20 protein-coding genes and 1 riboswitch are annotated in these 24,997 nt (G+C 50.1%); of the genes, 13 read left to right on the top strand and 7 right to left on the bottom strand.

What is annotated here, in order from left to right; translation table 11 throughout:
* Nucleotides 1–225: 225 nt before the first annotated feature.
* The gene (locus tag K0H59_RS17570; RefSeq protein ID WP_011624046.1) at nt 226–792 is read left to right on the top strand and encodes a phosphoribosyltransferase; all 567 of its coding nucleotides are present in this window, start codon (nt 226–228) and stop codon (nt 790–792) included.
* An 85-nt stretch (nt 793–877) separates the two neighbouring features.
* Here the strand turns inward: K0H59_RS17570 and K0H59_RS17565 are convergent, their stop codons facing one another.
* Nucleotides 878–2,143 carry a glycerophosphodiester phosphodiesterase family protein gene (locus tag K0H59_RS17565; protein ID WP_220053862.1) on the bottom strand — a complete coding sequence of 422 codons (1,266 nt, stop codon included), beginning with the start codon at nt 2,141–2,143 and terminating at the stop codon, nt 878–880.
* A gap of 354 nt (nt 2,144–2,497) precedes the next feature.
* Here K0H59_RS17565 and K0H59_RS17560 point away from each other — a divergent pair, with 354 nt between their 5' ends.
* Nucleotides 2,498–2,803, top strand: coding sequence for a DUF3622 domain-containing protein (locus K0H59_RS17560; protein WP_011625141.1), 306 nt, complete (start codon nt 2,498–2,500; stop codon nt 2,801–2,803).
* Between the two features lie 160 nt (nt 2,804–2,963).
* Here K0H59_RS17560 and azu read toward each other — a convergent pair whose 3' ends face one another.
* From azu to rihA, 3 genes are all read right to left on the bottom strand, one after another.
* Nucleotides 2,964–3,440, bottom strand: coding sequence for an azurin (azu, locus tag K0H59_RS17555; protein ID WP_011718270.1), 477 nt, complete (start codon nt 3,438–3,440; stop codon nt 2,964–2,966).
* Nucleotides 3,441–3,608: 168 nt separating this feature from the next.
* Nucleotides 3,609–4,520 carry a ribokinase gene (gene rbsK, locus K0H59_RS17550; RefSeq protein ID WP_220053861.1) on the bottom strand — a complete coding sequence of 304 codons (912 nt, stop codon included), beginning with the start codon at nt 4,518–4,520 and terminating at the stop codon, nt 3,609–3,611.
* Between the two features lie 18 nt (nt 4,521–4,538).
* On the bottom strand, nt 4,539–5,495 hold the full coding sequence (gene rihA / locus K0H59_RS17545; protein WP_220053860.1) for a pyrimidine-specific ribonucleoside hydrolase RihA: 957 nt from the start codon (nt 5,493–5,495) through the stop codon (nt 4,539–4,541).
* A gap of 207 nt (nt 5,496–5,702) precedes the next feature.
* On the opposite strand from rihA, the gene K0H59_RS17540 reads away from it, so the two are divergent.
* The 5 genes from K0H59_RS17540 to K0H59_RS17520 all read left to right on the top strand — a co-directional run bounded on the left by K0H59_RS17540 (nt 5,703) and on the right by K0H59_RS17520 (nt 12,857).
* Complete coding sequence (locus K0H59_RS17540) at nt 5,703–7,064, top strand: DUF3592 domain-containing protein (RefSeq protein ID WP_258405928.1); 1,362 nt, start codon at nt 5,703–5,705, stop codon at nt 7,062–7,064.
* Nucleotides 7,065–7,067: 3 nt separating this feature from the next.
* Complete coding sequence (locus K0H59_RS17535) at nt 7,068–8,504, top strand: hypothetical protein (RefSeq protein WP_220053858.1); 1,437 nt, start codon at nt 7,068–7,070, stop codon at nt 8,502–8,504.
* 246 nt (nt 8,505–8,750) lie between these two features.
* Nucleotides 8,751–9,419, top strand: a complete 669-nt coding sequence (locus K0H59_RS17530; protein WP_011718265.1) for a hypothetical protein — start codon at nt 8,751–8,753, stop codon at nt 9,417–9,419.
* A gap of 127 nt (nt 9,420–9,546) precedes the next feature.
* Nucleotides 9,547–9,777, top strand: a riboswitch (cobalamin riboswitch).
* 108 nt (nt 9,778–9,885) lie between these two features.
* A complete protein-coding gene (locus tag K0H59_RS17525) occupies nt 9,886–11,847 on the top strand; it encodes a TonB-dependent receptor (protein ID WP_220053857.1) in 1,962 nt (653 codons plus the stop codon).
* 281 nt (nt 11,848–12,128) lie between these two features.
* On the top strand, nt 12,129–12,857 hold the full coding sequence (locus K0H59_RS17520; RefSeq protein WP_011718263.1) for an HDOD domain-containing protein: 729 nt from the start codon (nt 12,129–12,131) through the stop codon (nt 12,855–12,857).
* Between the two features lie 61 nt (nt 12,858–12,918).
* On the opposite strand, the gene K0H59_RS17515 is transcribed toward K0H59_RS17520, so the two are convergent.
* The gene (locus K0H59_RS17515) at nt 12,919–13,824 is read right to left on the bottom strand and encodes a LysR family transcriptional regulator (RefSeq protein WP_011624035.1); all 906 of its coding nucleotides are present in this window, start codon (nt 13,822–13,824) and stop codon (nt 12,919–12,921) included.
* 200 nt (nt 13,825–14,024) lie between these two features.
* Here K0H59_RS17515 and metE point away from each other — a divergent pair, with 200 nt between their 5' ends.
* Nucleotides 14,025–16,295 carry a 5-methyltetrahydropteroyltriglutamate--homocysteine S-methyltransferase gene (metE, locus tag K0H59_RS17510; protein ID WP_220053856.1) on the top strand — a complete coding sequence of 757 codons (2,271 nt, stop codon included), beginning with the start codon at nt 14,025–14,027 and terminating at the stop codon, nt 16,293–16,295.
* Nucleotides 16,296–16,429: 134 nt separating this feature from the next.
* On the opposite strand, the gene K0H59_RS17505 is transcribed toward metE, so the two are convergent.
* Together K0H59_RS17505 and K0H59_RS17500 are read right to left on the bottom strand one after the other, a co-directional pair.
* The gene (locus K0H59_RS17505) at nt 16,430–17,092 is read right to left on the bottom strand and encodes a 3-oxoacid CoA-transferase subunit B (RefSeq protein ID WP_220053855.1); all 663 of its coding nucleotides are present in this window, start codon (nt 17,090–17,092) and stop codon (nt 16,430–16,432) included.
* Between the two features lie 9 nt (nt 17,093–17,101).
* Nucleotides 17,102–17,809, bottom strand: a complete 708-nt coding sequence (locus K0H59_RS17500) for a CoA transferase subunit A (RefSeq protein WP_220053854.1) — start codon at nt 17,807–17,809, stop codon at nt 17,102–17,104.
* A 152-nt stretch (nt 17,810–17,961) separates the two neighbouring features.
* Between K0H59_RS17500 and K0H59_RS17495 the strand changes: the two genes are divergently transcribed.
* The 5 genes from K0H59_RS17495 (at nt 17,962) to K0H59_RS17475 (ending at nt 24,888) form a co-directional block, all read left to right on the top strand.
* On the top strand, nt 17,962–18,828 hold the full coding sequence (locus K0H59_RS17495) for a 3-hydroxybutyrate dehydrogenase (protein ID WP_309304152.1): 867 nt from the start codon (nt 17,962–17,964) through the stop codon (nt 18,826–18,828).
* 141 nt (nt 18,829–18,969) lie between these two features.
* Nucleotides 18,970–21,021 carry a PHB depolymerase family esterase gene (locus tag K0H59_RS17490; protein ID WP_220053853.1) on the top strand — a complete coding sequence of 684 codons (2,052 nt, stop codon included), beginning with the start codon at nt 18,970–18,972 and terminating at the stop codon, nt 21,019–21,021.
* 388 nt (nt 21,022–21,409) lie between these two features.
* Nucleotides 21,410–22,522 (top strand): agmatine deiminase, encoded by a 1,113-nt coding sequence (aguA, locus tag K0H59_RS17485; RefSeq protein ID WP_220053852.1) that lies wholly within the window; start codon nt 21,410–21,412, stop codon nt 22,520–22,522.
* Nucleotides 22,523–22,599: 77 nt separating this feature from the next.
* Nucleotides 22,600–24,306, top strand: a complete 1,707-nt coding sequence (locus K0H59_RS17480) for an amidase (protein WP_220055632.1) — start codon at nt 22,600–22,602, stop codon at nt 24,304–24,306.
* Nucleotides 24,307–24,432: 126 nt separating this feature from the next.
* On the top strand, nt 24,433–24,888 hold the full coding sequence (locus tag K0H59_RS17475) for a hypothetical protein (protein WP_220053851.1): 456 nt from the start codon (nt 24,433–24,435) through the stop codon (nt 24,886–24,888).
* Nucleotides 24,889–24,997 lie beyond the last annotated feature (109 nt).

The raw sequence follows: 24,997 nt of genomic DNA, 5'->3' as shown, positions 1-24,997 counted from the left end.
AAAATGCAAAATAAACGGTCGTTCACCTGCAACTTATGACTATAACTGCAGCACGGCGGTTTTTTTTGGTATAAAATTCGCTCCCAAAATTCGGCGGCTGCCTACACTTGCTAGGACTCTTATGAAGAGAATGCTGTTCTCGTGTTTTGGACGCCGAACAGACCTTACTAGGTAAAAGCGCTCGCTTTAACACCTAAAACAATAATTAAGATGGGGATCGGTGTCATGTCAGAAAAATATTTCGTTACCGCACAGCAACTGCTCGAAGATTCATTTCTATTAGCTTCACAGGTTTATGAGAGTGGATTCCGCCCGCAGTTTATCGTGGGTATTTGGCGTGGCGGTGCTCCAATTGGGATCGCGGTACAAGAGTTTTTCGACTTTAAGAAGGTTGAAACCGACCATATCGCCGTGCGTACCTCGTCTTACTACGGTATTGGTACCGACAAGCAAAGCAAAGAAATCAAAGTACATGGCCTGCATTACATTGTTGAAAATGCGAATGCTAGCGATAGCTTACTGATTGTGGACGATGTGTTTGACTCTGGCCGCAGCATCCACGCGCTGAAGGAAAAGTTAAGCCAACTGATGCGCTTAAACATGCCGCAGGATATTCGTATCGCTTGCCCTTATTACAAGCCAAAGAATACCGCTGTGCCTTTAAAGCCTGATTACTATATCCATGCCTCTGAAGACTGGTTAGTGTTCCCACACGAAGTGACAGGCTTAACGCCGGAAGAAATTGCCGAAGGTAAGGGCGATTTAAAAAATATTCAGCATCTTTTTAAGTAAAAAGAATTTGTTAGTAAAAAGCGTTAGCAATCTTTGCTAACGCTTTTTTGTTTCTCGGTTTTGAAATAGAGCCTATTTATTCGGCCTATAAATCCATGCAGTTGGCATAGTAAGTGACGGTCGCTGGCCAGTCCGAAAACACGCCAATCACGCCCACATCTTTGGCGAGCACATCGAGCAGCTCGTAGGTATCACCTTCATTATCAATGGCATCGGTAATGCTTTGATAATACCAACCGCCGCCATCTTTCAATAATCCTGAGCGCTCTAAGCTCCAAGTGATAATCTTAAGTCCCGCTGTTTTCGCGGCTTTGGCATATTCCGATGGAATGATTTTTTTATCCGCATCTAAGGTCACCAGCACCCAGAGTGGCGGCGCGACAATCTCTACGCCTTGGGCTTTCAGCTCAGCCATTGAGGGTGACCAGCTGGAGGAGTCCTGTGGGTCAAAACCCGTGTGAATATCGTATCTATCATCTAGATATACCGCTTGCTTGCCAAACTCGGGAGCGTTAGCAATCCAGTATTTTACATCTTCCAAATTAAAGGATTGGGGGAAGACCTGCGAGGCATCGACGCCCGCCGCGGTATATTCGTCGAGCATCTTCTGGGCGTACTCCTGCTGAGTAAAGCCATCGAAGGGCATAGCCACACTAGCGGCCTTTAGCTCGGGTGTCATTTTGACGCCAGCCTTTTTAAACATCTCAATACTCTCGGCGTGGGTCATTAGGGTGCCATTGCCCGCATAGAGATCGGTGCGCCACTTAGGCGTGGCATTTATAAATTCCTCGACATTGGTCGCCTTTGGATTCTCGCCCTCCATCTTACCCTTTAACATTTTAAATTCGGCGAGGGTGATATCGCTGGTGCAGCAAGTTGCTGTGGCGGCGACGCCATTGGCGGTATCGGCGGGGGTAAAGGGGACTGAACATTTATTGGCAAGTTCGGGAATGGCCAAAATGTTGGTCGTGCTGGCGAGATCGCACTGGGAATGGCGACAGACTAAGGCTTTATCGGCGGTAAAAGTCACATCACACTCGACAATACCCGCGCCAGAGTCAATGGCTGCTTGGTAGGATTCTTTAGTGTGTTCAGGGAATTGCATCGCCGCGCCGCGATGACCAATGGCAAAATCGCTACGGTAGAAATGGTCGGTTTCGCACTGGGCTAAACGGGTTTTTAAGCTGCTGTCCTGCATTTGACGCACCAAAAACAGTGGTCGCTCACCGACTTGGGCGGGCACCAGTTTGGCGGGCGGTGTGGTGTCGTTATCTTTGTTATCGCTGTTGCAGCCTGCGAGCAGAGCCGTACTGGCGAGCAGCATGCAGAGTGTTACTGAGGAGGTATTCATCATCTTTCCTAAATTATGAATTACTTATTAATGGGTTCCCTCATACTCTAAAATTGCTATATGACTAAATAAGCTCAGTTTTATGACTAAAACAAGAAAAGATACCGTCCGCCAGCCGCTTTTACGCTAGCTTGATACTGAGCTTAGGACTAAGATTAGGGCGAAAAATTATCTAGCATGCCCCGTTACTTTTGGGATTCTTACGGCTGTGTGAAAGTGCTAAGTATGAAAATTTTCTCGCAAGCGATCTTTCTGTGCCGAAATCAAGTAAACTGCGCTCCTTTTGTTTTATGATGGCGTTTGTATCGCTTGATAAGACAAACGTGGCAAGCATCATTTAGGAAATAGAGCAGAATGAGCAAGGGTAAAAAATACGATTTTCGCGTCACTCAAGCTGAAAATGGTTGGAAGACGGAAATCACCCGTCGTATGACGTCGACTAAAACAGTAGTGTCGAAAAGCCATGACGGTTTTGCGACCGAGGCCGAGGCACAAGCTTGGGGTCAAGCCGAGCTGCAAGTGTTTTTAGGCACGCTGGCTGAGCGCAACAAGCGTCGCTCAGAGAAACAGGCTAAGGCCAAATTAGCGGCGGCTTTAGCGGCAGAAGCGGCAACCGATGCCGATGATTTTGATGATGAAGACGAGTTCGGCGAAGAATAACTCGCCCGAAGAATACATCTCAGAAGACATCTCGAAACAAAATCCTCGAAGGCAAATTGGCTTATAAGCCAATAAGCATTCAACAAAAAAGCGGACCAGAGGTCCGCTTTTTTGTTGTCTCACTTAAGGTATTCCCTTAAGTGAGCATTAGGCAATGGGATTAGCCTTGAATTTTAAAGCTACCTTGCATAATCGCCCAGTGGCCTGGGAAGCTGCAGAAGAACTGGTAAGCTTCAGTCGCGCTCATGCCTGCGGTGCTAAAGGTCACAGAAGTTGATTCACCGCCACCCACTAAACCAGTGTGGGCAATAACACGGGTATCACCGGCTTTAACGTAAGCCGCATCGGCGCCAGCGCCCATACCATCGGTCGCAACGGCAGACATATCAGCGGCTTTAGTTAATACCCAGTTGTGGCCCATAGCTGCTTTGGGCAGAGTGCCAGTGTGCGTTAGTGTGAGGGTCACTTCCTTACACGTTGCAGGAACAGACAGCTCTTTAGTGTCAAATTGCATAGCGTCAGTCGCAGCAATCTTGAGCTCACATTCGTTAGCACTCGCTTGGCTGGCGACGAATAATCCTAGGCCGAGTAAGCTAGCGCTAGTCATATTACGTAAAGTGGTGCTTTTCGCTTTCATCTGGTACTTCCTCATTCTGAACAAGGTGGGTCGAGCCGTTTTGGCTCGAACATGCGCTTGCCAGCATAGGCTGAATTCATTAAATGGGAATGAATTCGGTATGTAAATTATGTATATAGTACTTTTGAATGAAAGAGGTTGAGTGCGACAATTTGCCGCACTCATGGGTTAACGTTGGACTTCGTGGCGATAGGGAATCGCGCGCTGGGCGCCTTCACGGGTAACGGTAATGGCCGAGGCGGCATTGGCAAACCCTACGGCCGCGGCAATTGACATGCCTTCACTTAAACCCACCACTAAGGCGCCATTAAAGGTATCGCCCGCGGCAACCGTATCTATAGCTTGCACGGTAAGCGCCGGAATTAACCCGGTAAAACCGGCACTGCTGATAAACGCGCCTTTACTGCCTAAGGTTATGACGACAGTTGCAACGCCCTGCTGATGTAGCCATTGGGCGGCAAGCTCGGCATCTTCTTCGTTATTGACCTCAATGCCTGTAAGTGCTTCGGCCTCGGTCTCATTGGGAGTAATGATGTCGACCCATTTGAGGTAATCCAACTCCTGACTGGTTGCAGGCGCAGGATTCAGCACTGTGGTAATACCGAGGCGCTTGGCGGTTTGCAATGCGTGGTGAACCGTCTCCATCGGCGTTTCGAGCTGGATCAGTAAGAATTGGGCATTGGCAAACAGGGCGTAATGCTTCTCTAACTCGCTTGGGGTGAGATCGGCATTGGCGCCCGCGGCGATCCCGATGGAGTTCTCCCCATTATCGGCGACAAAAATCAGCGCCGTGCCCGTACTCATATTGGCGACTTGGGTAATACCTTCGGCCTTAATGCCATCCTTGAGCCAGCTTGTACGCATGTCATTGCCGACACTGTCTTGGCCTAGATGGCAGATAAATGCCACTTCCGCATCCCCTTGGCATAAACGGGCACAGGCTACCGCCTGATTGGCCCCTTTGCCACCGTGTTCCAAGCGATAGGCTCGGCTCATTAAGGTTTGGCCGGGAACGGGCAAATACTCAAAATTCATCACATGATCGGCATTCGCACTGCCGATAACGAGGATCTGGCTCATGGAAGCGTTACCTTAAGTTTATCTGCGATTGAGATAGGTTGGTGTGTAGGCCGCTAAGCTGTCAACTAACAAGTCAACAAAACCCTGTCTATCAATGCCGAAAAGCACAGTTGCATTGGCGGGTTTGCCCGTCAGTTGATAGCGGTCGACTACCGTCATCCCCAGTGTTAACTCGCTTTGGGTTTCAATGCCGACCCAGCAGTCTTGGGCATCAAACAGCGCGGGGTTAAGTAACCAAGCGATAGTGCAAGGGTCGTGCAGCGGCGCACCGACAAAGCCCCATTTAGGATCTCTATGGTAAATCATAAAGAAATCCAACAACTCGGCGACACACTTAGCCACGGGATTCGGAATGGCGCGAATACGTTCGATATCTTCATCCATGATCTGTGCCTGATGGGTAACATCGAGGCCGCACATGGTGATGGGAATACCGGATTTAAAGACGATATCGGCCGCCTCTGGGTCGACAAAAATATTAAACTCGGCGGCGGGTGTCCAGTTACCAACCCCGGCGGCACCACCCATTAACACAATGCGCTCAATCTTGGCGTATAACTCGCCATGGCTGGCGAGTAGCAGTGCGATATTGGTGAGCGGCCCAGTAGGCACTAATGTTACTGGTTTATCGCTTTGGCGGATTTTCTCGGCCATCAGCTCGACCGCATTCACTGCTTGAGGTTGAAAACTCGGTGCAGGCAATGCCGGGCCATCGAGCCCCGTTTCACCGTGAACGTTATCGGCAATCATCAACTCACGGCTTAAGGGTTTAACCGCGCCGCCCGCGACCGGAATATCGCTGCGATTGAGCAGGGTTAAGATCCGCAGGGCGTTATTGAGGGTTTTATCTGGGGTTTGGTTGCCGGCGCTGGTGGTCACGGCCAGTGGGGTTAGCTCTGGATGGGCGAGGGCTAAAATGAGCGCGATAGCATCGTCATGGCCGGGATCGCAATCCAAAATAATCGGACGACTCATACTGTTACTCCTTTAAACAGCGGGAATGGAAACGTAGAATAGCATGCTCAAGTTTGCAGGCTAGGATGTGGCCGAGTCTTTAGGGCAAACTGTGAGCTTTTTCTGATTTCTATCAATAAGCTGCTACAATAGCGCCCCGCTTTAGGCAGAATCAAGTTCTCTAATGCCTTACCGATCATGGAATGATAAGGAAGTTCTGGCGTGTTGATGAATCGCAGTCAATTAACCTCGAGTGCACCCACGCGTTTTTGGGGTTGGTTAGCAATACTCTTGACCTGTATCCCTCTCCTTTTTATGAGTGTTGCCGCGCTGTTCCTCTGGGAAGGGGCGCAAAAGTGGTTTTTGGTCAATCAGTTGCTGGAGCGTGGCGATGTGGCCATAGGTCGAGTGATTGAAACCGCCTATCGCAGCGAGCGCAGTTCGACGGGCGTGTATAACCAAAGATTGATTTGCTTGGTTGAGTATCGCACCGCCGAAGGCAAGCTGGTCCGTCAATGGGAGCTAGATGGCGTGAATTGCCAAGCGACCTATCAATTACGGCCGCCGCAGGGCGACACCCCTGGCGCATTAGTGCCCAACTACGGACAAAGTGTTGTGCATTATCTTCCCGAGGCGCCAACACAGGCGAGCGCCGATCTCGAATTAACCCGCGATCGCGCCAAATTGGACTTCGGCTTTGGCATCGCAGGTATATTAGGCAGTTTGCTGGTCGGTTATTTCTGTTTGACGCTATTAAGGATCCGCTGGGCCGAGTCCCGTTATGTGCCAACACCCAAGCGGTTAGGGCAGCAACAGGATTACACCGGGATTATCAGTTTGCTTGAAACCTATCGCCAGCATCCTGCTGCGAATATCCTAGTCTGGGAAGCGGCTGAGCATATAGGTCATTGCCCTGAACACTATCCGCGTTTGGTCGATTTATTCGAACAAATGCAAACTTTACCGAGCAAAAAAAAGCTGGAATCCGTAGATGAATCTATTGCGATGATAAGCTTTTATCGCTTGAGTTCATTAGGATTTCACGACTTAGCGCTGGCGATGCTCGCCCGTAGTAAACAGACGCTGTCGGCTAAAACCTTAGCCAGCTTTGTGCTGATGACGCGCACTAAGCAGTTGCCCTTTGCGTTGGAATTAACCGCAGAAAAGTTAGCGGTATTGAAGGCGCTGTGTGAGGCCAAAGCGCTCAAATTCGGCTTGGCGGATGAAAAGCAATGCCACGTCGATTTTACTGTGCACCTCGATTATTTACTCTACTTAGTAACATTAGTGCTCGACAATACCGCACTGAACCGCCAAGTGGGGCAGGCTATCGGCCCAGTTCAACGGTTGATCTTAACAGCCTTAAAACAGGCAATGCCATTTGACGCGCTCAGCCAAGACTGTGCGCAGACACTGGATAAACAAATTCAAGTGCTCTTAACCCGTTTAAATACGACTCAGGGTTTTGAATACGAACTCAAGCTGCTACTCGAGTCGATATCAGGCAAATTAGCACAACCCAATCAGCAACCCGCGTTTTCAGTAACCAAAGTATCAGCAACCAAAATTTCAGCAAATACAGGGAAATAAGTAATGCAGTCTTATCCTATATCACGCCCCTTGGCATTGGTGGCCGCCTTAGTGGCGTTACAATTAACCGCCTGTAGCCAGCCTAAGCCCGTAGCCGTAGTCGAAAATGAAAAGGAATCCTTGCTGCAATTTGATAACGGCAAGCTTATCCAGTTTAAGGAAGAGGCAAATCCGAATTATCGCCATATTCCCTGCGATTTACCCGCAGTTGAGACTGTGGTGACCAACAGCACGGCCTTCGCTGCATTAACCAAGTCTGGTGAGGTGATCACTTGGGGCGATAGTTTTGCCGGTGGCGATAGCCGTGAGGTGACAGAACAACTTAAGCAAGTGAAGCAAATTGTCCCTGTTAAAGATGGGTTTGCTGCGCTGCGCCAAGATGGCACTGTGGTCTATTGGGGCAATGCGGGCAAGTTGAGTCTGGACAAGGCATTGCAAGCGCGCATGACCAATATCACTAAGTTATTCGCTAACCGAGAGGCCGTAGCCGCCCTCGACGCCAATGGTAAGGTGCATACTTGGGGCTACGGGCCTTACGGCGGCAATAGTTTGCAGGTGCAGGATGAGTTAGTCGATGTGGTCGATATCTTTGCTAAAGGGCGCAGTTTTATTGCCCTGAAAAAAGACGCCAGCGCCGTAGTTTGGGGGGAGGTTGAAAGTTCGACCAATATGAAGAAGTTGCAGTCGCAGCTGACGGATATTAAACATATCGAATATTTTCAAAATACCTATGCCGCCTTAAAAAAAGATGGCTCAGTGGTGAGTTGGGGCTGGCGCAGTGATGCTTATCCTATCCGCAGCGCGCTTAAGGATGTGGTGAGTCTCACGGCAAACAGTTGCGCGTTTGCGGTGTTAAGTCCAACGGGTGACGCGCATTTCTGGGGCGATGGCATTAACTGTGGCGTCGATTGGATTAAGAAAACCGATATCACAGGCGTGAAAGAGATTATCAGCGTCGGCCCGGGATTCTTGCTACTGCGTGACAACACTACGCCGCAAATTCTCGCCGACGATACGGATTACGCCTATCTGTTTGGCTTTCATCAGGCTCAAGAGATCCTCGACAAGTATTGGCAGCAGGGCAGCAAAATTACCCTAGGCAAGTCCTCCTTTGCCTTTACGCGCCCCGACGGCAAAGTGGTACCCGTCGGTTATCGGGCAAACCTTAAAAATGTCGAGCAACTGATTGAACGCATTCCGCGCCTCACTTGGTTAGCGCAGGCAAATGATGGTTTTGTGGGGATCAGTGAAAAGGGAGAATGGGTCTCTTGGTCGATGAATCTCGGAATGTTTGATAAATCGCCTGTACAACCTGCAGATTCCTTGGTGGTTAAGCCGCTGGAATTTACCCTCGCTGCCCAATGTGAGACCCCGGAGCAACGTCAGGCGATTTTGAGTCAGGCAAGGCCGCAGCGGAAAATCAATTGGTCATTTGAATAATTCATTGTTGGGCATGTAGGGCATACCTCTGCTGGTGAAGATCCATTCACCAGCTTTTTTAATCCCTCACAGCCCCTATCTTCAGCTGCTATTTACTGTTTTACAGTTGTTATGACTGTATAAGTATCATTTTGTTTCGTTTTTTAACTGTTATCTTATTTACATCTTCGCTAGAATGCTGGATGTTTTCTATGCAATTTCATATGTCGTATTAACCCATAACAATGCGATACAAGGATGATAATAATGAAATGTATACCCCATATGCAGATGAGGTTATGGCAGGGTGCGAGCGTATTGATGCTATGCAGCCTAATCGGCTCCGAATCCGTCGAGGCGAAATTGGATATGCCTCGCCATGAGAGCAGTGCTTCCCATTCACATGTGCTTCCCGTCTTTAGCCAGCAATTAGGATTTAACCTGCCTGAGGGGTGGCGCAAAGCCTACCACGAAGAACGTGCGGGTATGTTTATGGCGGAATTTGTGCCGGAGCAGGAGGCGCTCAATCAATGGAGTGCGCTGTTTTGTGTGCAAGGCTTTAAGGATATGGCCGAAAGCGTGAGCCCGGAGCAGTTTTTAGATGCGATGGCCGAGACTTACCAAGCCTCCTGTGACGGTGAGGTGGTTTACCAAAAGCTGGGGGATACCCAAGTGGATGGTCACGACGGATTTCAAGCGATTCTCGGTTGTACCACTATGCCGAATGTCCATGGCGCAACTCAATTCAATCCAACGGCCTTTACCTCTCATCCCCAGGGCGAAATTGGTTATTACACTGTAGTGAGTGGCGACAAGGATTTGTATTTGCTGCATAAATCGATGCGTGGTGAGGTGTTTTCTGCCGATAAACCTCCTCTACAAGCGGCCAACAGTGCCGACTTTATCTCAGCCTTGGCGCCCTTTTCCTTAAAGTAGTTGTCAGTCGATAGACGGATGATCATGGACTTTCATCCGTATAGACGTCTATAATGCGCGCGCTCAGGCTTGATATGCCACGAGCCTTGTTGGGCGTTAACTGGTTTTTTCGCCCTATGAACCTCATTTTTAGTCAACCTTCTGTGGTGCTTGCGACGCATTCGTCGCGAGATAATCGGGAAGCCAGTGAAATTCTGGCACTGCCCCCGCAACGGTAAAAGGTGAGAGACGACCGCATTCGCAAGGTAGCTCAAGGTTAGCCAGAGAATCGAGTGTGCAAAGGTCAGTTTCGCGTTTATCTCTCGTTGAGATAGACATAGCCTAAGTCCGGAGACCGGCCCTAAAGGTGTTTTTGAGATTTCGGTGGGCAGATCTCAAAATGCGATAGTGACTGTCAGTATTTGTTACTGAATCAACGGTATCGTGGCGCCAATGCCCCGTTTTCCTTGCAGGAGTTAAAGGTAAAATGGGAACACATCCAACTAAAATCGCGCTGCTGATCGGCAGCCTTTGCAGCTTTTCTGTTATCGCCCCCGCCGTGGCGGCCGATGATGCCAGCGTCGCCAAAGTCGATGAGCATATTGTCGTCATTGGCCGTTCAGACAAGACCCCCTTAAATATTGCCGCCAATGTGAATGTGATTGATGCCGCTGCGATTGAGCAGAGCGGCGCAACCAGCTTGACCGAAGTCTTACGTGGTCAAAGCGGTATTCAGCTGTCCGACAATAACATTGGTACTAGCTTTGCGATGCGCGGCTTTAGCGCGAGCTCTGCGGTTAATAACACGCTGATTTTGCTCGATGGTCGTCGCTTGAATAATATCGATATCGCCGCACCTAGCCTGAATGCGATTCCACTCAATTTAATTGAGCGTGTTGAAATTCTATCTGGCAGTGCCGGCGTGCTCTATGGCGACCAAGCGGTAGGCGGGGTGATCAACATTGTGACTAAATCGCCTGAGAATACGGGCGGCAGCGTGCAATTATCCGGCGGCAGCTTTAATACCTACGAAGGTCGCGGCGATGTGTCGGGCGCCATCAATAAAGATTGGCACTATTTCCTGACTGGTAGCTACAACCAAGGCGATAACTATCGCAAGCATAATGCCAATGAAACTGGCTCTATCTTAGGCCGTATTCAATATAAAACCGCCACTGATTCTTTCTTCGTTGAAACCAGCTATTACGATGATGACCGCGAGAATCCAGGTTCGTTGACGGTAAAACAGTTCAAAGAAAATCCACGTCAGTCTTCTAATAGCAGCGAATATGTTCATGAGATGACCACGGCGGTGCGCAGCGGTTATCAGCATCAGCTTAACCAAAACTGGGCCTTGGCGGCGGATCTGGATTACAGCGATACCTTAGTGAGTTCATTAAACTGGGGGGCGGGTAGCCATAATACTCGCTCGCTGCTGATGTTTAGTCCTAAAGCGCTCGCAACCTACAGCACTCGTCAAGGTGAGCTAAACCTAGTCACGGGTTTGGATATCAGCCGCGGTAAGGCCGAGTTTGACTCTATGGCGCGCAGCAACGTGCAGGAAATGCAGAGTGCTTACCTGCAAGCCACAGTGCCATTAAGCCACACCTTAAGCTATGTGGTGGGCGGACGTTATGCGCGAGTGACCGACGATCTGGTCGATGGCAATGTCTATCCAAACGGTATCGATTTAGATGAAGATGCGACCGCATTCGAGTTCGGTTTAAATTACCGTCCGAGCGCCGAGCACAGATTCTATCTGCGTGGTGATGAAAACTTCCGCTTCGCTAAGGTCGATGAGCAAGCTTACACCCCGAAAGATGTGTATGGCTTAAAGCCGCAGACGGGGCGTTCCTATGAGGCGGGTTGGGATTGGACTGTTGCTAGCCAAAGCCTACGCGTCAGCCTATATCGCCTCGATTTAGAAGATGAAATCGTCTTCGACCCAAGCGCTGAAAAACCTGTTGGTGGCAGCTTCCAAGGCGCCAACGTCAATGCCGATGCTTCACGCCGCTATGGCGCGAGTGCCGATTGGGATTGGCAGGTCACTCAAGCCCTAACCCTAGGCTTGGAATATAACTATATCGATGCCGAATTTACCGATGGGGTGAATGATGGCAAGCAATTGTCTTGGGTGGCTGAGCATACGGGACGCGGTTATGTCAGCATGGATTTTGCCGAGCATTTCCAAGTGTTTGCCGAGGCGATTTACACGGGTGATCGTTTTATCGAAGGCGATAACGCTAACGAGGGCGATAAATTATCTAGCTATGTTTTAGGTAATCTGGCCCTGAACTATACCCGTGATGCTTGGTTAGCGAGCCTGCGTATCGATAACCTGTTTGATAAAGAGTATGTTAGCTCGGGTTATTACGGTGGCATTTGGGGTGATAGCTATTACGCTGGTCGCGGACGTGATATTCGCTTGACTGTGGGTTACCGCTTCTAAGCTTGAGACTAATCGTTAATCTATATAAGGCCAGACTCTGTCTGGCCTTATTATTTCTGTTGTTTGGCTATACGCAGAGAAAAATCCATTTTCTCGGTGTATTCTTTATAAGTTCGCCCTATATTCAGATAGCCTAAGTCGTTGCTTGTGCTGTAGATCACTGCATCTAAAGCATAGTCACAATTATTCTACGACTTAGGGCTGAAATTCTTTGTAGTTTGGGTATGATGTGAGCGGTATTCGAATCATCTTATAGCAAATTAACAGGTGTAAAGTGTCTTATGACAGATCTTGAGCAACAGGTTTTTACTCAAGTGAGAGCCATCATAGCGAATGAAGAGCAAGTGATTGGTCGCCGTGGGATCTTAATTCCACTCAAAAAAGCGATCCTTGCCGAAGGCGACATTCGTAATGTGATCGATATTATTTCGAGCGATCCCGCATTAGCTGCTCATATGTTGATGCGCAGTAATTCGGCGCAGGCTTCAGGCGTCGTAAATCCTAAATCTCGTTCCTTAAAAGACGCCCTGATCCGTTTAGGCCAGGTTAATATTTATCGTTATGCCTTCACCTTCTACTTGAAAGAACGCCTCGATGAACTCCCCCAACCCTATAAGAAGTTGGTGCAAGGTTATTGGAAACTCACGGAGAATATTGCTACCGATGCGGTCGACAGCCTAGTCGATATGCCGGATGTTGAAGTTGACCCTGATGAAGTACAAACCTTGGCGCTGTTTAGCGTGTTCGGGCAAATCATTGCCTTAACGGCCTTTGCATACTTAAATGCCAGCTCTGAGCAATCTTTCCCGTTAAGCGTGATTAAGTCATTGATTGATAATCAGCAGCAGACCTTAACCATCGAAGCCTTTGAGGCTTTAGATCTCGATCAGGATCTGCGCCAAGAGTTTATGATCGCCCATAATCTGCGCCAGACCCGTAATCAAAATTCTCCCGGGTTGATTCTACGTCGTGTGCTCTCGATGCGCGGTATGTTACTCAACCCGCTTTAGGCATGTGCCTTTAATAAAAAAGCCTGCGATTGCAGGCTTTTTTTATGCTGTTTTTACGGCGCTAATTGGATTTTTGCTGACGCGCTAAGCCTTCGCTGGCCACCAGTTGCAGCCAGTTTTGCACTAAGGCTGAGTTCGCGCTGTGGCGGCGATAGGCACCAAATAGTGGGCGTTTTAAGCCTTCTTGGCCGAGTTTGACTGAAGCTAAACTCAAGCCATGTCCCTCATTGATTGACCAGTTGGGCAGGGCCGCGATACCGTCCTTACAGGCGATGCGTTGCAATAACATCATGGTCAAATCGCAGGTTTTTTGCTCGCCCGCCTCAACACCAGCCGGTTCTAAAAAGTGGCGGTAAATATCTAAACGCGCCAGTGGCACTGGGTAGCTGATAATGGGTAAGCGAGCTAATTGCTTAGGCGTAACATAGGCTTCTTTCGCTAAGGGATGATCCTTGGCAACCACTAACTTCACTTCAAAATCAAACAAATGCTGATAGGCGAGCGAGTGCCCCGGCACGGGATCTGAGGTCAGCACTATATCGAGTTCGCCCATCTCCAAGGCATTGAGCGAATCGAATAGATGACGGCTCGACAGATCTAACTCGGCCTGCGGATGATCTTGCCTAAATTGCTCCATCACTGGCATTAACCAGCGAAAACAGCTGTGGCATTCAATCCCGACTCTGAGCTGATTGGTCTCTGTCTCTAGGCCATTTTTCAGATCCGTTTCCGTTTCTAACACCTTCGGCAGGATCTCCTCGGCGAGGTGCAACAGCCGTGCGCCTTCTTGAGTAAAGGAGAGGGGTTTGCTTTTACGCACAAAAATGGGCGAGTTAATTCGTTGCTCTAACTCCTTAATTTGATGGGAGAGAGCCGATTGAGTGACAAAACGTTTTTTGGCTGCGCCCGCCAAGCTGCCACTTTCCTTCAGTGCCATTAAGGTTCGCAGATGTCTTAGTTCGATCATGATCACTCCAAGTGAATTTCGCTCATGTTGTGCTTGAAATCAATTCGGTTGCTGGCATAGAGACTATCACAATAAACTTCTAGACGTCCAGACGCCCATTGTGATTTATCTAGGCTTAAATGCGAAAAATTGCCAAGAAAACACCATCAGCTGGGTGCTAGTGCCGAATATGGCTTATCTCAAATAAAGGAAGATATGGTATGCAATTAAACAGTCTTGGTTTTCCCCGTATCGGGCGTCGTCGTGAACTGAAATTTGCCCTCGAAAAATACTGGCGTGGTGAGAGCACTCAAGCTGAACTGCATGAGGTGGCCAAGGAGTTACGTCGTACCCATTGGCAATGGCAAGTGGCCGCAGGGATCGAGCAAGTGCCAGTGGGTGATTTTGCCTTTTACGATCAAGTGTTAACCCTGAGTGCGACCCTTAACGCTATTCCAGATCGCCACCGCGGCGAGGGCGCTATCGATCTTGATACCTTATTCCGCGTTGCCCGTGGCCGTGCGCCAACTGGCACCGATGCGCCAGCCTCTGAAATGACGAAGTATTTCAACACTAACTATCACTACTTAGTGCCAGAGCTTAAGCAAGACCAAGTGTTCTCTATCGCCTATGAGCAGTTTTTTGATGAAGTGGCCGAGGCACAGGCGCTGGGTTATCAAGCCAAGCCCGTGTTGTTAGGTCCTGTGAGTTACTTGTATCTGGCCAAAACCGTGGGTCAGGATTTCGATAAACTCAGCCTATTGCCCAATCTGTTAAAGGCCTATGCCGACATTCTTGCGCGTTTTGCCGCGCAGGGCGTGACTTGGGTACAGCTTGAGGAGCCAATCCTAGCACTCGAATTAACCGCCGATTGGCAAGCGGCGATTAGCGAAGCTTATCAAGCGCTTAAAACGGCTCAAGTGAAGATTTTACTCACCAGTTACTATGGCAGCATTAGTCATCATCAGGCGCTGGTTTCCGCGTTGCCGGTGGCGGGTCTGCACCTCGATTTAGTGACTGCCCCTGAACAATTGGCCTTGTTTGCCAATGCCTTAAGATCAGATCAAATTCTCTCAGCGGGTGTAGTTAATGGCCGTAACGTGTGGGCGGCAGAGGTTGACCTGATTGTCGAGCGTATCGGCAGTGTTGCCAGAGACTTAGGTGCGCGCCTATGGATTGGCACTTCCTGTTCACTGCTGCACAGCCCTGTGGATTTAGAGGTAGAGACAACCCTCACGCCAGCGTTACGTCAGCAGCTCGCATTTGCTAAGCAAAAGCTGTTGGAACTGGCCAATGTGCGCCAATTGTTACAGGCTCCAGAGTCTGTTGCCGCCAAAGAGATAGTTAACACCTGTTTGGCACGCCGTGAGGCTAAGGCACAGGCTGCGGATGCAAAAGTGATCGCCCGTGTCGCTGCGCTCACCCAAGCTGACTATGAACGTGTGAGCGAATTTACTGAGCGCCAAGCGGTACAGCAGCGCAAGTATCGTTTGCCATTGCTGCCCACGACCACGATTGGCTCATTCCCACAAACGCCCGCCATTCGTGGTTTACGTAGCCGCTGGCGCAAAGGGGAGTTAAGCGATGCCCAATATACCGAGCAGTTGCAGCAAGTGACCCGCGATACCATAGACCGTCAGCTCAAACTCGGTATCGATGTGCTAGTTCATGGTGAGGCCGAGCGTAATGACATGGTGGAATACTTCGGCGAGCAGCTCGAAGGCGTGGGCTTTACCAAAAATGGTTGGGTGCAGAGTTATGGTTCTCGCTGCGTTAAGCCGCCGTTGATTTATGGTGATGTGAGCCGCCCTAAGGCCATGACGGTTGAGTGGGCCGAATTCGCCCAAAGCCTGACGGACAAACCCGTCAAAGGTATGTTAACGGGCCCGGTGACGATTCTACATTGGTCGTTTGCCCGTGAAGATATCAGCCGCGATACCATTGCCACCCAATTGGCGCTGGCAATCAGAGATGAAGTGGTGGATTTACAAAATGCGGGTATTGGCATTATTCAAATTGATGAACCCGCCTTCCGCGAAGGTCTGCCATTAAAGCAGAGCGAGTGGCAAGCTTACTTAGATTGGGCGGTGAATGCCTTTAAACTGAGTGCAGCGGGTGTTGTGGATGAAACTCAAATCCACACCCATATGTGCTACAGCGAGTTTAACGACACGATCGCCGCCATTGCCGCCATGGATGCAGATGTGATCACCATCGAGACCTCGCGTTCACGCATGGAACTGCTCAACGCCTTTGAAGATTTTGAATATCCAAATGAAATTGGCCCAGGCGTTTACGATATCCATTCGCCAAATACGCCAAGTGTGGAGGCCATGGTGCACCTTATCGAAAAAGCGGCGCAAAAAGTGCCTGTGCGTCAACTCTGGGTTAACCCTGATTGCGGCCTGAAGACCCGCACTTGGGATGAGGTTGAGCCCGCGCTGAAGAACATGGTTGATGCGACCCGCGAACTGCGTCGCCGCCTTGGATAAGCGCTTGTAATATCCGCAATTAATGCCTCTTTGGCATAGCGTAAAAAATAGGGATACCTTAGGTATCCCTATTTTTATTGGCGATTTGAAAAGGCATGTTGGAATGCGAACTTGAGCCTACTGTTTAATGGTGCTTATTCGTTAAACATCATCTCTGGGACATGCTCAGGTACCACCAATTCGCCTGCGGTGAGCTTGATAATCTCCTCGACACTCACACCTGGCGCACGTTCTAGTAGATGAAATTTGCCTTCTTTGATTTCGATAAAGGCTAAGTCTGTCAGTACTTTTTTGATACAGCCCTTACCCGTTAGCGGCAGGGTGCACTCGGTTAACAGCTTAGATTCACCTTGTTTTGAAGCGTGGGTCATGGTCACAATTATATTGTCGGCGCCGGCGACAAGATCCATGGCGCCGCCCATGCCTTTAATCAGTTTTCCAGGGATCATATAGGAGGCGATATTGCCCTGAGTGTCGACCTCAAAGGCGCCTAATACGGTGAGATCCACATGGCCGCCACGGATCATCGCAAAGGACTCGGCGGAGTCGAAGAGGGCGGCGCCCCTTGCCATAGTCACGGTTTGTTTTCCTGCATTGATTAAGTCGGCATCGACCTCTTCCATGGTTGGAAAAGGCCCCATCCCTAGGAGGCCGTTTTCGGATTGCAACATTACTTCAATGCCTTCGGGAATGTAATTTGCCACCAGTGTGGGGATACCAATGCCGAGATTCACGTAATAGCCATCTTTGAGTTCTTGGGCGACGCGCTGGGCGAGTTGTTCTCTTGAAAGTGCCATAACTAAATCCTATTTGCTGGAGGGGCGGGTAGTCAGTTGTTCGATACGTTTCTCGAAGCTGCCTTGGATAAGCCGATCGACATAGATGCCGGGCGTATGGATTTCATCGGGATCTAATTGACCCGGCTCGACAATTTCCTCCACCTCCACCACGGTTATCTTGCCCGCTGTGGCGGCAAGCGGATTGAAGTTACGGGCGGTTCTGCGAAAGACTAAATTGCCGAAGGTGTCGGCCTTCCAGGCTTTGACTATGGCAAAGTCGCCTGTAATGGACTCTTCAAGAATATAATGGCGCCCATTGAATTCTTTGACTTCTTTACCTATTGCCACGTCAGTGCCATAGCCGGTTGCGGTATAAAAAGCCGGAATGCCCGCGCCCGCCGCTCGCATTTTTTCCGCCAGCGTGCCCTGCGGCGTGAGTTCGACTTCCAGTTCGCCAGACATCATCTGCGCCTCGAAGTTAGCATTCTCGCCCACATAGGAGGCGATCATTTTTTTGATCTGTTTATCGAGCAGTAAGATCCCAAGCCCGTATTCCGTGGTGCCGCAGTTATTGGAGACGACGGTCAGGTTTTTGGTGCCCTTGTGTTTGATTTCTTTGATGAGATTTTCAGGAATACCGCAAAGGCCAAAGCCGCCCGCGATCACCGTCATTCCATCTTCGAGTCCCGCTAACGCATCGGCGTAGCTGGTAACCACCTTATTCAATCCAGACATGGAGTGCTCTCTTACGCTTGCTGAAAGTGTGGCGCTTACTATTACCCAATTTCTCGGGCGCTCCTATGGTACTAAGGTGCCAAATAAAACCGCGGCCAATTGCCATATTCTAGTGACATTGAGTCTGGGGCGTTGAGGATGGGCGCCCCGCTATGCCTGTGTTCAAAGCATGGGTAAAAGACTGTGACTGGATTTTAAAGCATCGGGAGACAAGCAATATGGCGGTTGAACACACAAGCTTAAAAGGCAAGGTAGGGCTGATCACCGGTTCCACCAGTGGAATTGGATTAGCAACGGCCCATGTGCTGGCGGAGCAAGGTTGTCATCTGATCCTGCACGGATTAATGCAAGAGGCCGAGGGGCGGCGCCTCGCGGCGGAGTTTGCCGAGCAATATCACATTCACACTTACTTCAGTAACGCCGATCTGCGGGATCCCGAGAGCATTCATGCCTTTATGGATGCTGGCGTTAAGACATTGGGCAGTATTGATATTTTGGTGAATAACGCCGGTATTCAACACACTGAAAATGTTGCGCATTTCCCGATTGATAAATGGAACGACATTATCGCCATTAACCTGTCCTCAGCCTTTCATACCATTCAACAAGCCGTGCCTGCGATGGCCGAAAAGCGTTGGGGCCGAATTATCAATATCGCCTCGGTGCATGGCTTAGTAGCCTCGGTCAACAAGGCGGCCTATTGTGCGGCTAAACACGGGATTGTCGGCTTAACCAAAGTCGTGGCTATCGAGTGCGCCGAGCAGGGGATTACCGTCAATGCGATTTGCCCTGGCTGGGTGGATACGCCGCTGATCAACAAGCAGATTGAGGCCATCGCCAGCAATAAGGGCTTAAGCTACGACGAGGCTAAGTACCAGCTCGTCACGGCAAAACAACCCCTGCCAGAGATGCTCGACCCACGTCAGATTGGCGAATTTGTGCTGTTTTTATGTAGCAGTGCGGCGCGGGGAATTACGGGCGCATCGCTGGCCATGGACGGCGCCTGGACCGCGCAATAGGTTAACGCAATCGTTTTTAGCTCAACAGGTTAGTATTACTTTAGCGTCTACTTCTAAAGACCCATATCCGTTTTAAGGCGATTCACCTAGGTTTAGTTTGATGTCTATTTTCAAACAAAAATAACCTTAAAGGTGATAACAATGAAATGGAACAAATCGTGTCTCGTCGCCCAATTTCTACTCCTTGTAATTGGGCTTTTTTCATCTCTGACGTACGCCGGAAGTTGGCAACAGAATGTGGCCATTGGTGGTTTTAACAAAGTACATATCTACACTCCGGATACTGACTCTAAGGTGGGCGACGGTAAGGCCTTGATGTTAGTGCTGCATGGCTGCGTGCAACCCATCAACAACTATCTCACGGCCAATCTTGAACAGGCCGCAGAGGCTCACGGTATGGTCATTGCCGTACCCGATGCGATGAATAAGGCGGGCTACAGCTGTTGGTCCTATTGGCAGGGCAGCATTAATCGGACATCGGGGGATTATAAAAATCTGATTAATTTAGCCAATGCCTTGTCGGGTGATGTAAACCGTCATATCGACCCGACTCAGGTGTATATTGCGGGGCTGTCCTCGGGCGCGGCGATGGCAATGCAAACTGCCTGCGTGGCACCCGATGTGTTTGCTGGGGTGGCCTCAAGCGCGGGGCCAAGCATAGGGACGAGTTCGAATGGGGCGATCTCTACCTGTGAAACCGTATCCACATCTACCTTTAAATCACGCTGCGAATCCTACGCGGGTAGCTACAAGAGTTATTTGGGGACTCAGTTAGCCGTGATTGGTCATGGCAAGGCCGACACTACGGTCAACACTTGCTATAACCAGCAGAATGCCGATGGTTTTGCCACGGTTTATGGCGTGACTAAGTTAAGCGGAACCAATGCGTTATCTGAAGGCGCTGGACATACGGCATCGGAAACCCTATGGAGCAACAAACGGGTGGCAATGTTGTGGTTCGATGGCTTAGATCATTCATGGTCAGGTGGAGCGGGCGCATCGGGTGATTATGTGGCCGACGACAGCATTAACTTTGCCACTTATTTGGGGAAGTTTTTCGCCGACAATAACCAGAGAGTAAACCGCAATGCCTTGCCTACCCTTGCCAATGTCACTGGTGCGGATAACGCGGGCGTGCTGACTGTTTCTGGCATGGCTAATGATAGCGATGGGTATGTCGCGCAGGTAACTATGGGCATTTATTTGCTTGACGGTGCGGGCCAAAGCTTGATTGGCAATGTGAGTACCACAAGCCTTGGTAGCGACGGCAGTTTTCAGCTATCTAGCCAGAGCTTAAGCGATGGTCTGTACAAGCTGGTGGTACAAGCAAGTGATGATGTGTCTGCGCTTAGCGCGCCAGTGGAGTTAACCGTACGTGTTGGGCCTGAGCCTGCAAATGCTGCGCCAGTACTGAGTAATATTCAGGTGAGTGTTTCAGGACAATGCGCATCGGTGACGGGCTCGGTTATCGATGCAAACCAAAATTTAGCCTCGGTGACCGTTGGTTTTAGTTCTGGTCAGCAAGTCAGCGCGAGCATTAATGGCACTCAATATAGCGCTCAAGGCTGTAATTTACCGGGCGGTGCGAATCTTGCGACCGTGATTGCGATGGATAGCACGCAACTCTCTAGCCAAGACAGCATTAACTTTACTATCGATGCGGGCGTGACGGGGGATTACAACACCCATATTAATCTTGGTCATATCACTTGGGGTGTAGGTTATTCCGCTTGTTATCTTGCCTTCGGTACAGGGCAATTTACCATGCGCGAATATGCGGTGGGCAGCTCGCAATGTCAGTGGGTTGCCGATGGCAATACTAGCTGCGCGGGGCCTTCGCAGGCATGTACTGGTAGCACAGGTGGTACCACTGAGCCTACAGATAGCGACAGCGATGGCATAAGTGACAGCATAGATAACTGCCCCAATGTCGCTAATGCGGATCAGGCGGATAACGATGGTGATGGTATCGGCAATGTCTGCGATACCACGCCAAATGGCGATACTTATCAATGTACCCAAGTCACGGCGACAAACTATGCCCATGTCACGGCGGGGCGCGCGACCAGCAGTGGCGGTTATGCCTACGCTAAAGGGTCGGGTCAATTAATGGGGCTTTATAACACCTTCTATAGCAGTACTTTGGCCAATACTGCTGCCAATTACTATGTGGTTGGTAGCTGTCCTAACTAAGTGAAGGTTGATTAGGGGAAGGCCCTAACTGGGTGATCTAGGCTTGATAACAAAGGCGAACCTTATGGTTCGCCTTTTTGCATTGGCTTGGGTGGATGGATGGCGGGAGCGGCTGCTGACAGCAAATAGCGCATTATCCTGTAAATTCTCACCAATGCCCTGCATAGCACTATTCAGCGAAAGCCGTCTTAAATGATAAGATAGGCACCAGAATTTTTATGAGGTGAAAACTCACCTAGTGAAGACGTGGCAATTTTGACCTAACGCGCCGCGTGATGAATGCGGTTATTCGATTTATTTATTTGATTATGTTAGGTGTATTTCTATTCTGTCGTCCTAAACGGGGCGTACACCCTTATAGATTTGAGCATTACTGGAGACAAAACTCATGACAAACGCGAATGTGGATGCCACGCAGTTAACGACTAAGCCATCACAAGATGGTTTTTATATGCCCGCCGAATGGGCGGCGCAGCAAGCCGTATGGATGATTTGGCCATATCGTCCTGATAACTGGCGCTCTGCAGGTGCTTATGCTCAAGCGACCTTTGCTAAGGTGGCCGATGCCATTGGTGGTGCAACTCCCGTTTATATGGGTGTACCTCAGGCCTTTTTATCTGAAGCTCAAAAAGTGATGCCTTCCCACGTGACTCTAGTCGAAATCGACAGCAACGACTGTTGGGCTCGCGACACTGGACCTACTGTGGTGGTTAATGCCGAGGGCGAATGCCGTGGTGTGGATTGGGGTTTTAATGCTTGGGGTGGTCACAACGGTGGTCTGTATTTCCCATGGGATAAGGACGAACAGGTTGCCGCACAAATGCTCAAGCAACATGGTTTTGCCCGTTATCGTGCACCGCTAATCCTCGAAGGTGGCTCCATCCACGTCGATGGTGAAGGCACCTGTATGACCACGGCCGAATGTTTACTTAACGCCAACCGTAACCCAGACCTGACGAAAGAGCAGATCGAAGCCTTACTGCGTGACTATTTGAATGTTAAGCAGTTTATCTGGTTGGAAGAGGGCGTTTATATGGACGAAACCGACGGCCATATCGACAACATGTGTTGTTTTGCGCGCCCTGGTGAAGTGATCCTGCACTGGACCGACGATGAAACCGATCCACAATACCCACGCTCGAAAGCCGCGTTGGACGTGTTGCAAAACACGGTTGACGCCCAAGGTCGCAAGTTAAAAATTCACCTGTTGCCACAACCGGGTCCTCTGTATTGCACCGAAGAAGAATCAAGAGGCGTGACAGAAGGCACTGGCGTACCGCGCACTGCGGGCGAGCGCTTAGCGGGTTCTTATGTGAACTTTTTAATCACTAACGACCGTATCGTCTTCCCACTGCTTGACCCTGCAACCGACGATATCGCCGCGCAAAAACTGCAGGAAATTTTCCCTGAGCACAAGATTGTGGGTGTGCCCGCGCGGGAGATTTTATTAGGTGGCGGCAATATCCATTGTATTACCCAGCAGATCCCTTCTGGAAAGTAAGTACACCAAGGAGAACAGTATGACGCTTGATGTCACTGTTATTGCACCACAATTGGTTTTCTGCGGGAGGGCGTAAAATGTTTGAAGTGACTGAAGTTTCCATTGCCGAGCTGCGTGAAGCGCTCGAATCCGGCCGCACGACTGCGGTTGAGTTGGTGAAATCCTATTTGGCTCGAGTGGCGGCTTACGATGGCCCTGCCACTGAGACTAAGCTGAATGCGTTAGTGGTGCACAATCCCGATGCGCTGAAAGAAGCCGAGGCTTCCGATGCGCGCCGTGCCCGTGGCGAAACCTTAAGCCCGCTCGATGGTATTCCTTACACCGCTAAGGACAGCTATTTAGTGAAGGGATTGACGGCGGCGTCTGGCAGCCCAGCATTTAAAGATTTAGTGGCCCAGTACGATGCCTTTGCCGTCGAGCGCCTACGCGCCGCGGGTGCTATTTGCTTAGGCAAAACCAATATGCCACCGATGGCGAATGGCGGCATGCAGCGTGGTCACTATGGCCGCGCCGAAAGCCCTTACAATGCGAACTATCTGACGGCGCCCTTTGCTTCGGGTTCATCCAACGGAGCGGGCACAGGTACCGCGGCAAGCTACTCGGCGTTCGGTCTTGCCGAAGAGACTTGGTCGAGTGGTCGTGGCCCTGCGTCTAACAACGGTTTGTGTGCCTATACGCCGTCTCGCGGCGTGATTTCGGTGCGCGGCAACTGGCCATTGACCCCAACCATGGATGTGGTCGTGCCTTATACCCGCACTATGGCGGATATGCTCGAAGTGCTGGATGTGATTGTGGCCGATGACCCTATCACCCGTGGCGACCTCTGGCGCCTACAACCTTGGGTTCAAATTCCTAAAGCGTCTAGCGTTCGCCCAGAATCCTATCTGGCACTCGCCGCCAGCGCCGACACCCTTAAGGGGAAGCGTTTTGGCGTACCGCGCATGTACATCAACAAAGATGAACTAGCTGGTACCAGCGAAAACCCAGGTATCGGTGGGCCAACGGGACAACGCATCCATACTCGCCAATCGGTTATCGATTTGTGGGAAGCGGCGCGTAAAGCCCTAGAAGCTGCTGGTGCGGAAGTGATTGAAGTCGATTTTCCGCTGGTGTCTAACTGTGAAGGCGACCGCCCCGGCGCGCCGACCGTGTTTAACCGCGGCATAGTGACGCCCCAATTCCTCCATGATGAATTATGGGAGCTTTCGGGTTGGGCGTTCGATGAATTCCTGCGGGCGAACAACGACCCTAAACTCAACAAGCTTGAAGATGTGGTGGGACATTTGATATTCCCCCATGACCTCGGCACCTTGCCAAACCGTGAGGGTGATTTAGCGGCGGGCATGGAAGAGTATGTCAACATGGCCAAACGCGGCCTGAAATCCTATGACCAGATAGACAGTATTCCCGATGGTCTGCGTGGCTTAGAAAAGACCCGTAAGCTGGATCTCGAAGACTGGATGGACGGACTTAAGCTGGATGCCGTGCTGTTCCCTACCGTGGCCGATGTCGGCCCCGCCGATGCCCATGTGAATCCGGCCTCCGCCGATATCGCTTGGAGCAACGGGGTTTGGGTGGCCAACGGTAACCTCGCGATTCGCCATTTAGGCGTGCCGACAGTGACTGTGCCTATGGGCGTAATGGCCGATATTGGCATGCCAGTAGGATTAACCTTTGCGGGCCGTGCCTACGATGATAACAACCTGCTGAAGTTTGCCGGCGCGTTCGAGTCGACGGGCAACAAGCGTATGATTCCGCCGCGTACACCGCCGCTGAATCAATAAGCTCTAAGCCGTAAGACTGAGAAATACAAAACGGGATGGGTAACAATACCCATCCCGTTTTTTTCGCGTTAATCTCTCATGCGTTATTTATCAAACCTATTCCAGCGTTAGGATTCTACTTTTACCATGTACCGCACTATCGAACTCATGCCTTTTGGTGTACTCAGAGCTAAAGGAAGGTCCAAAGTTTGGCAAACCTCATTGTCGATTCCCTACCTCGGGGGAGACTTTCAGCTGGTTATTCATGGTGATGTTAATGGACCTTCGGCCAGTCAACGCACGGCCCTCACATTACTTATCGAGCCAAGTGAGACGTTGCGCGATGAAATATCGACTAAAGTGGTCGAGTTTATTCATGCATGTAATATCGTGCCTGTTGAGTTCAAGGTTGATGTTGTCACTGTATGGTCATTGCTCACTCCTGAGCTGATTGAGGTTCACACTAGTCACGAGTACGCCTATGGTGAGGGTGAATTGGGAACTAATGCTATATCAATTGGTTACCTTACACCTTGGACGAATGAACAATTAATCCAAGTGCCATTTTTAAATGGGAAAATTGGCGTGATTTATAGCGAGTAATTTGGGGCATAGCTGTATTTTTTAATGATGTCTACCCGCTAATGACTACTTAAAAATAAGCACCTACAAGCATATCTTGGGTGTAGGTGCTTCGAGGGAGAGTCTGAAT

This window comes from Shewanella sp. FJAT-51649 (genome assembly GCF_019457435.1).
Taxonomy (GTDB): Bacteria; Pseudomonadota; Gammaproteobacteria; order Enterobacterales; family Shewanellaceae; genus Shewanella; species Shewanella mangrovisoli.
This window is presented reverse-complemented; position numbering and strand designations above follow the sequence as displayed.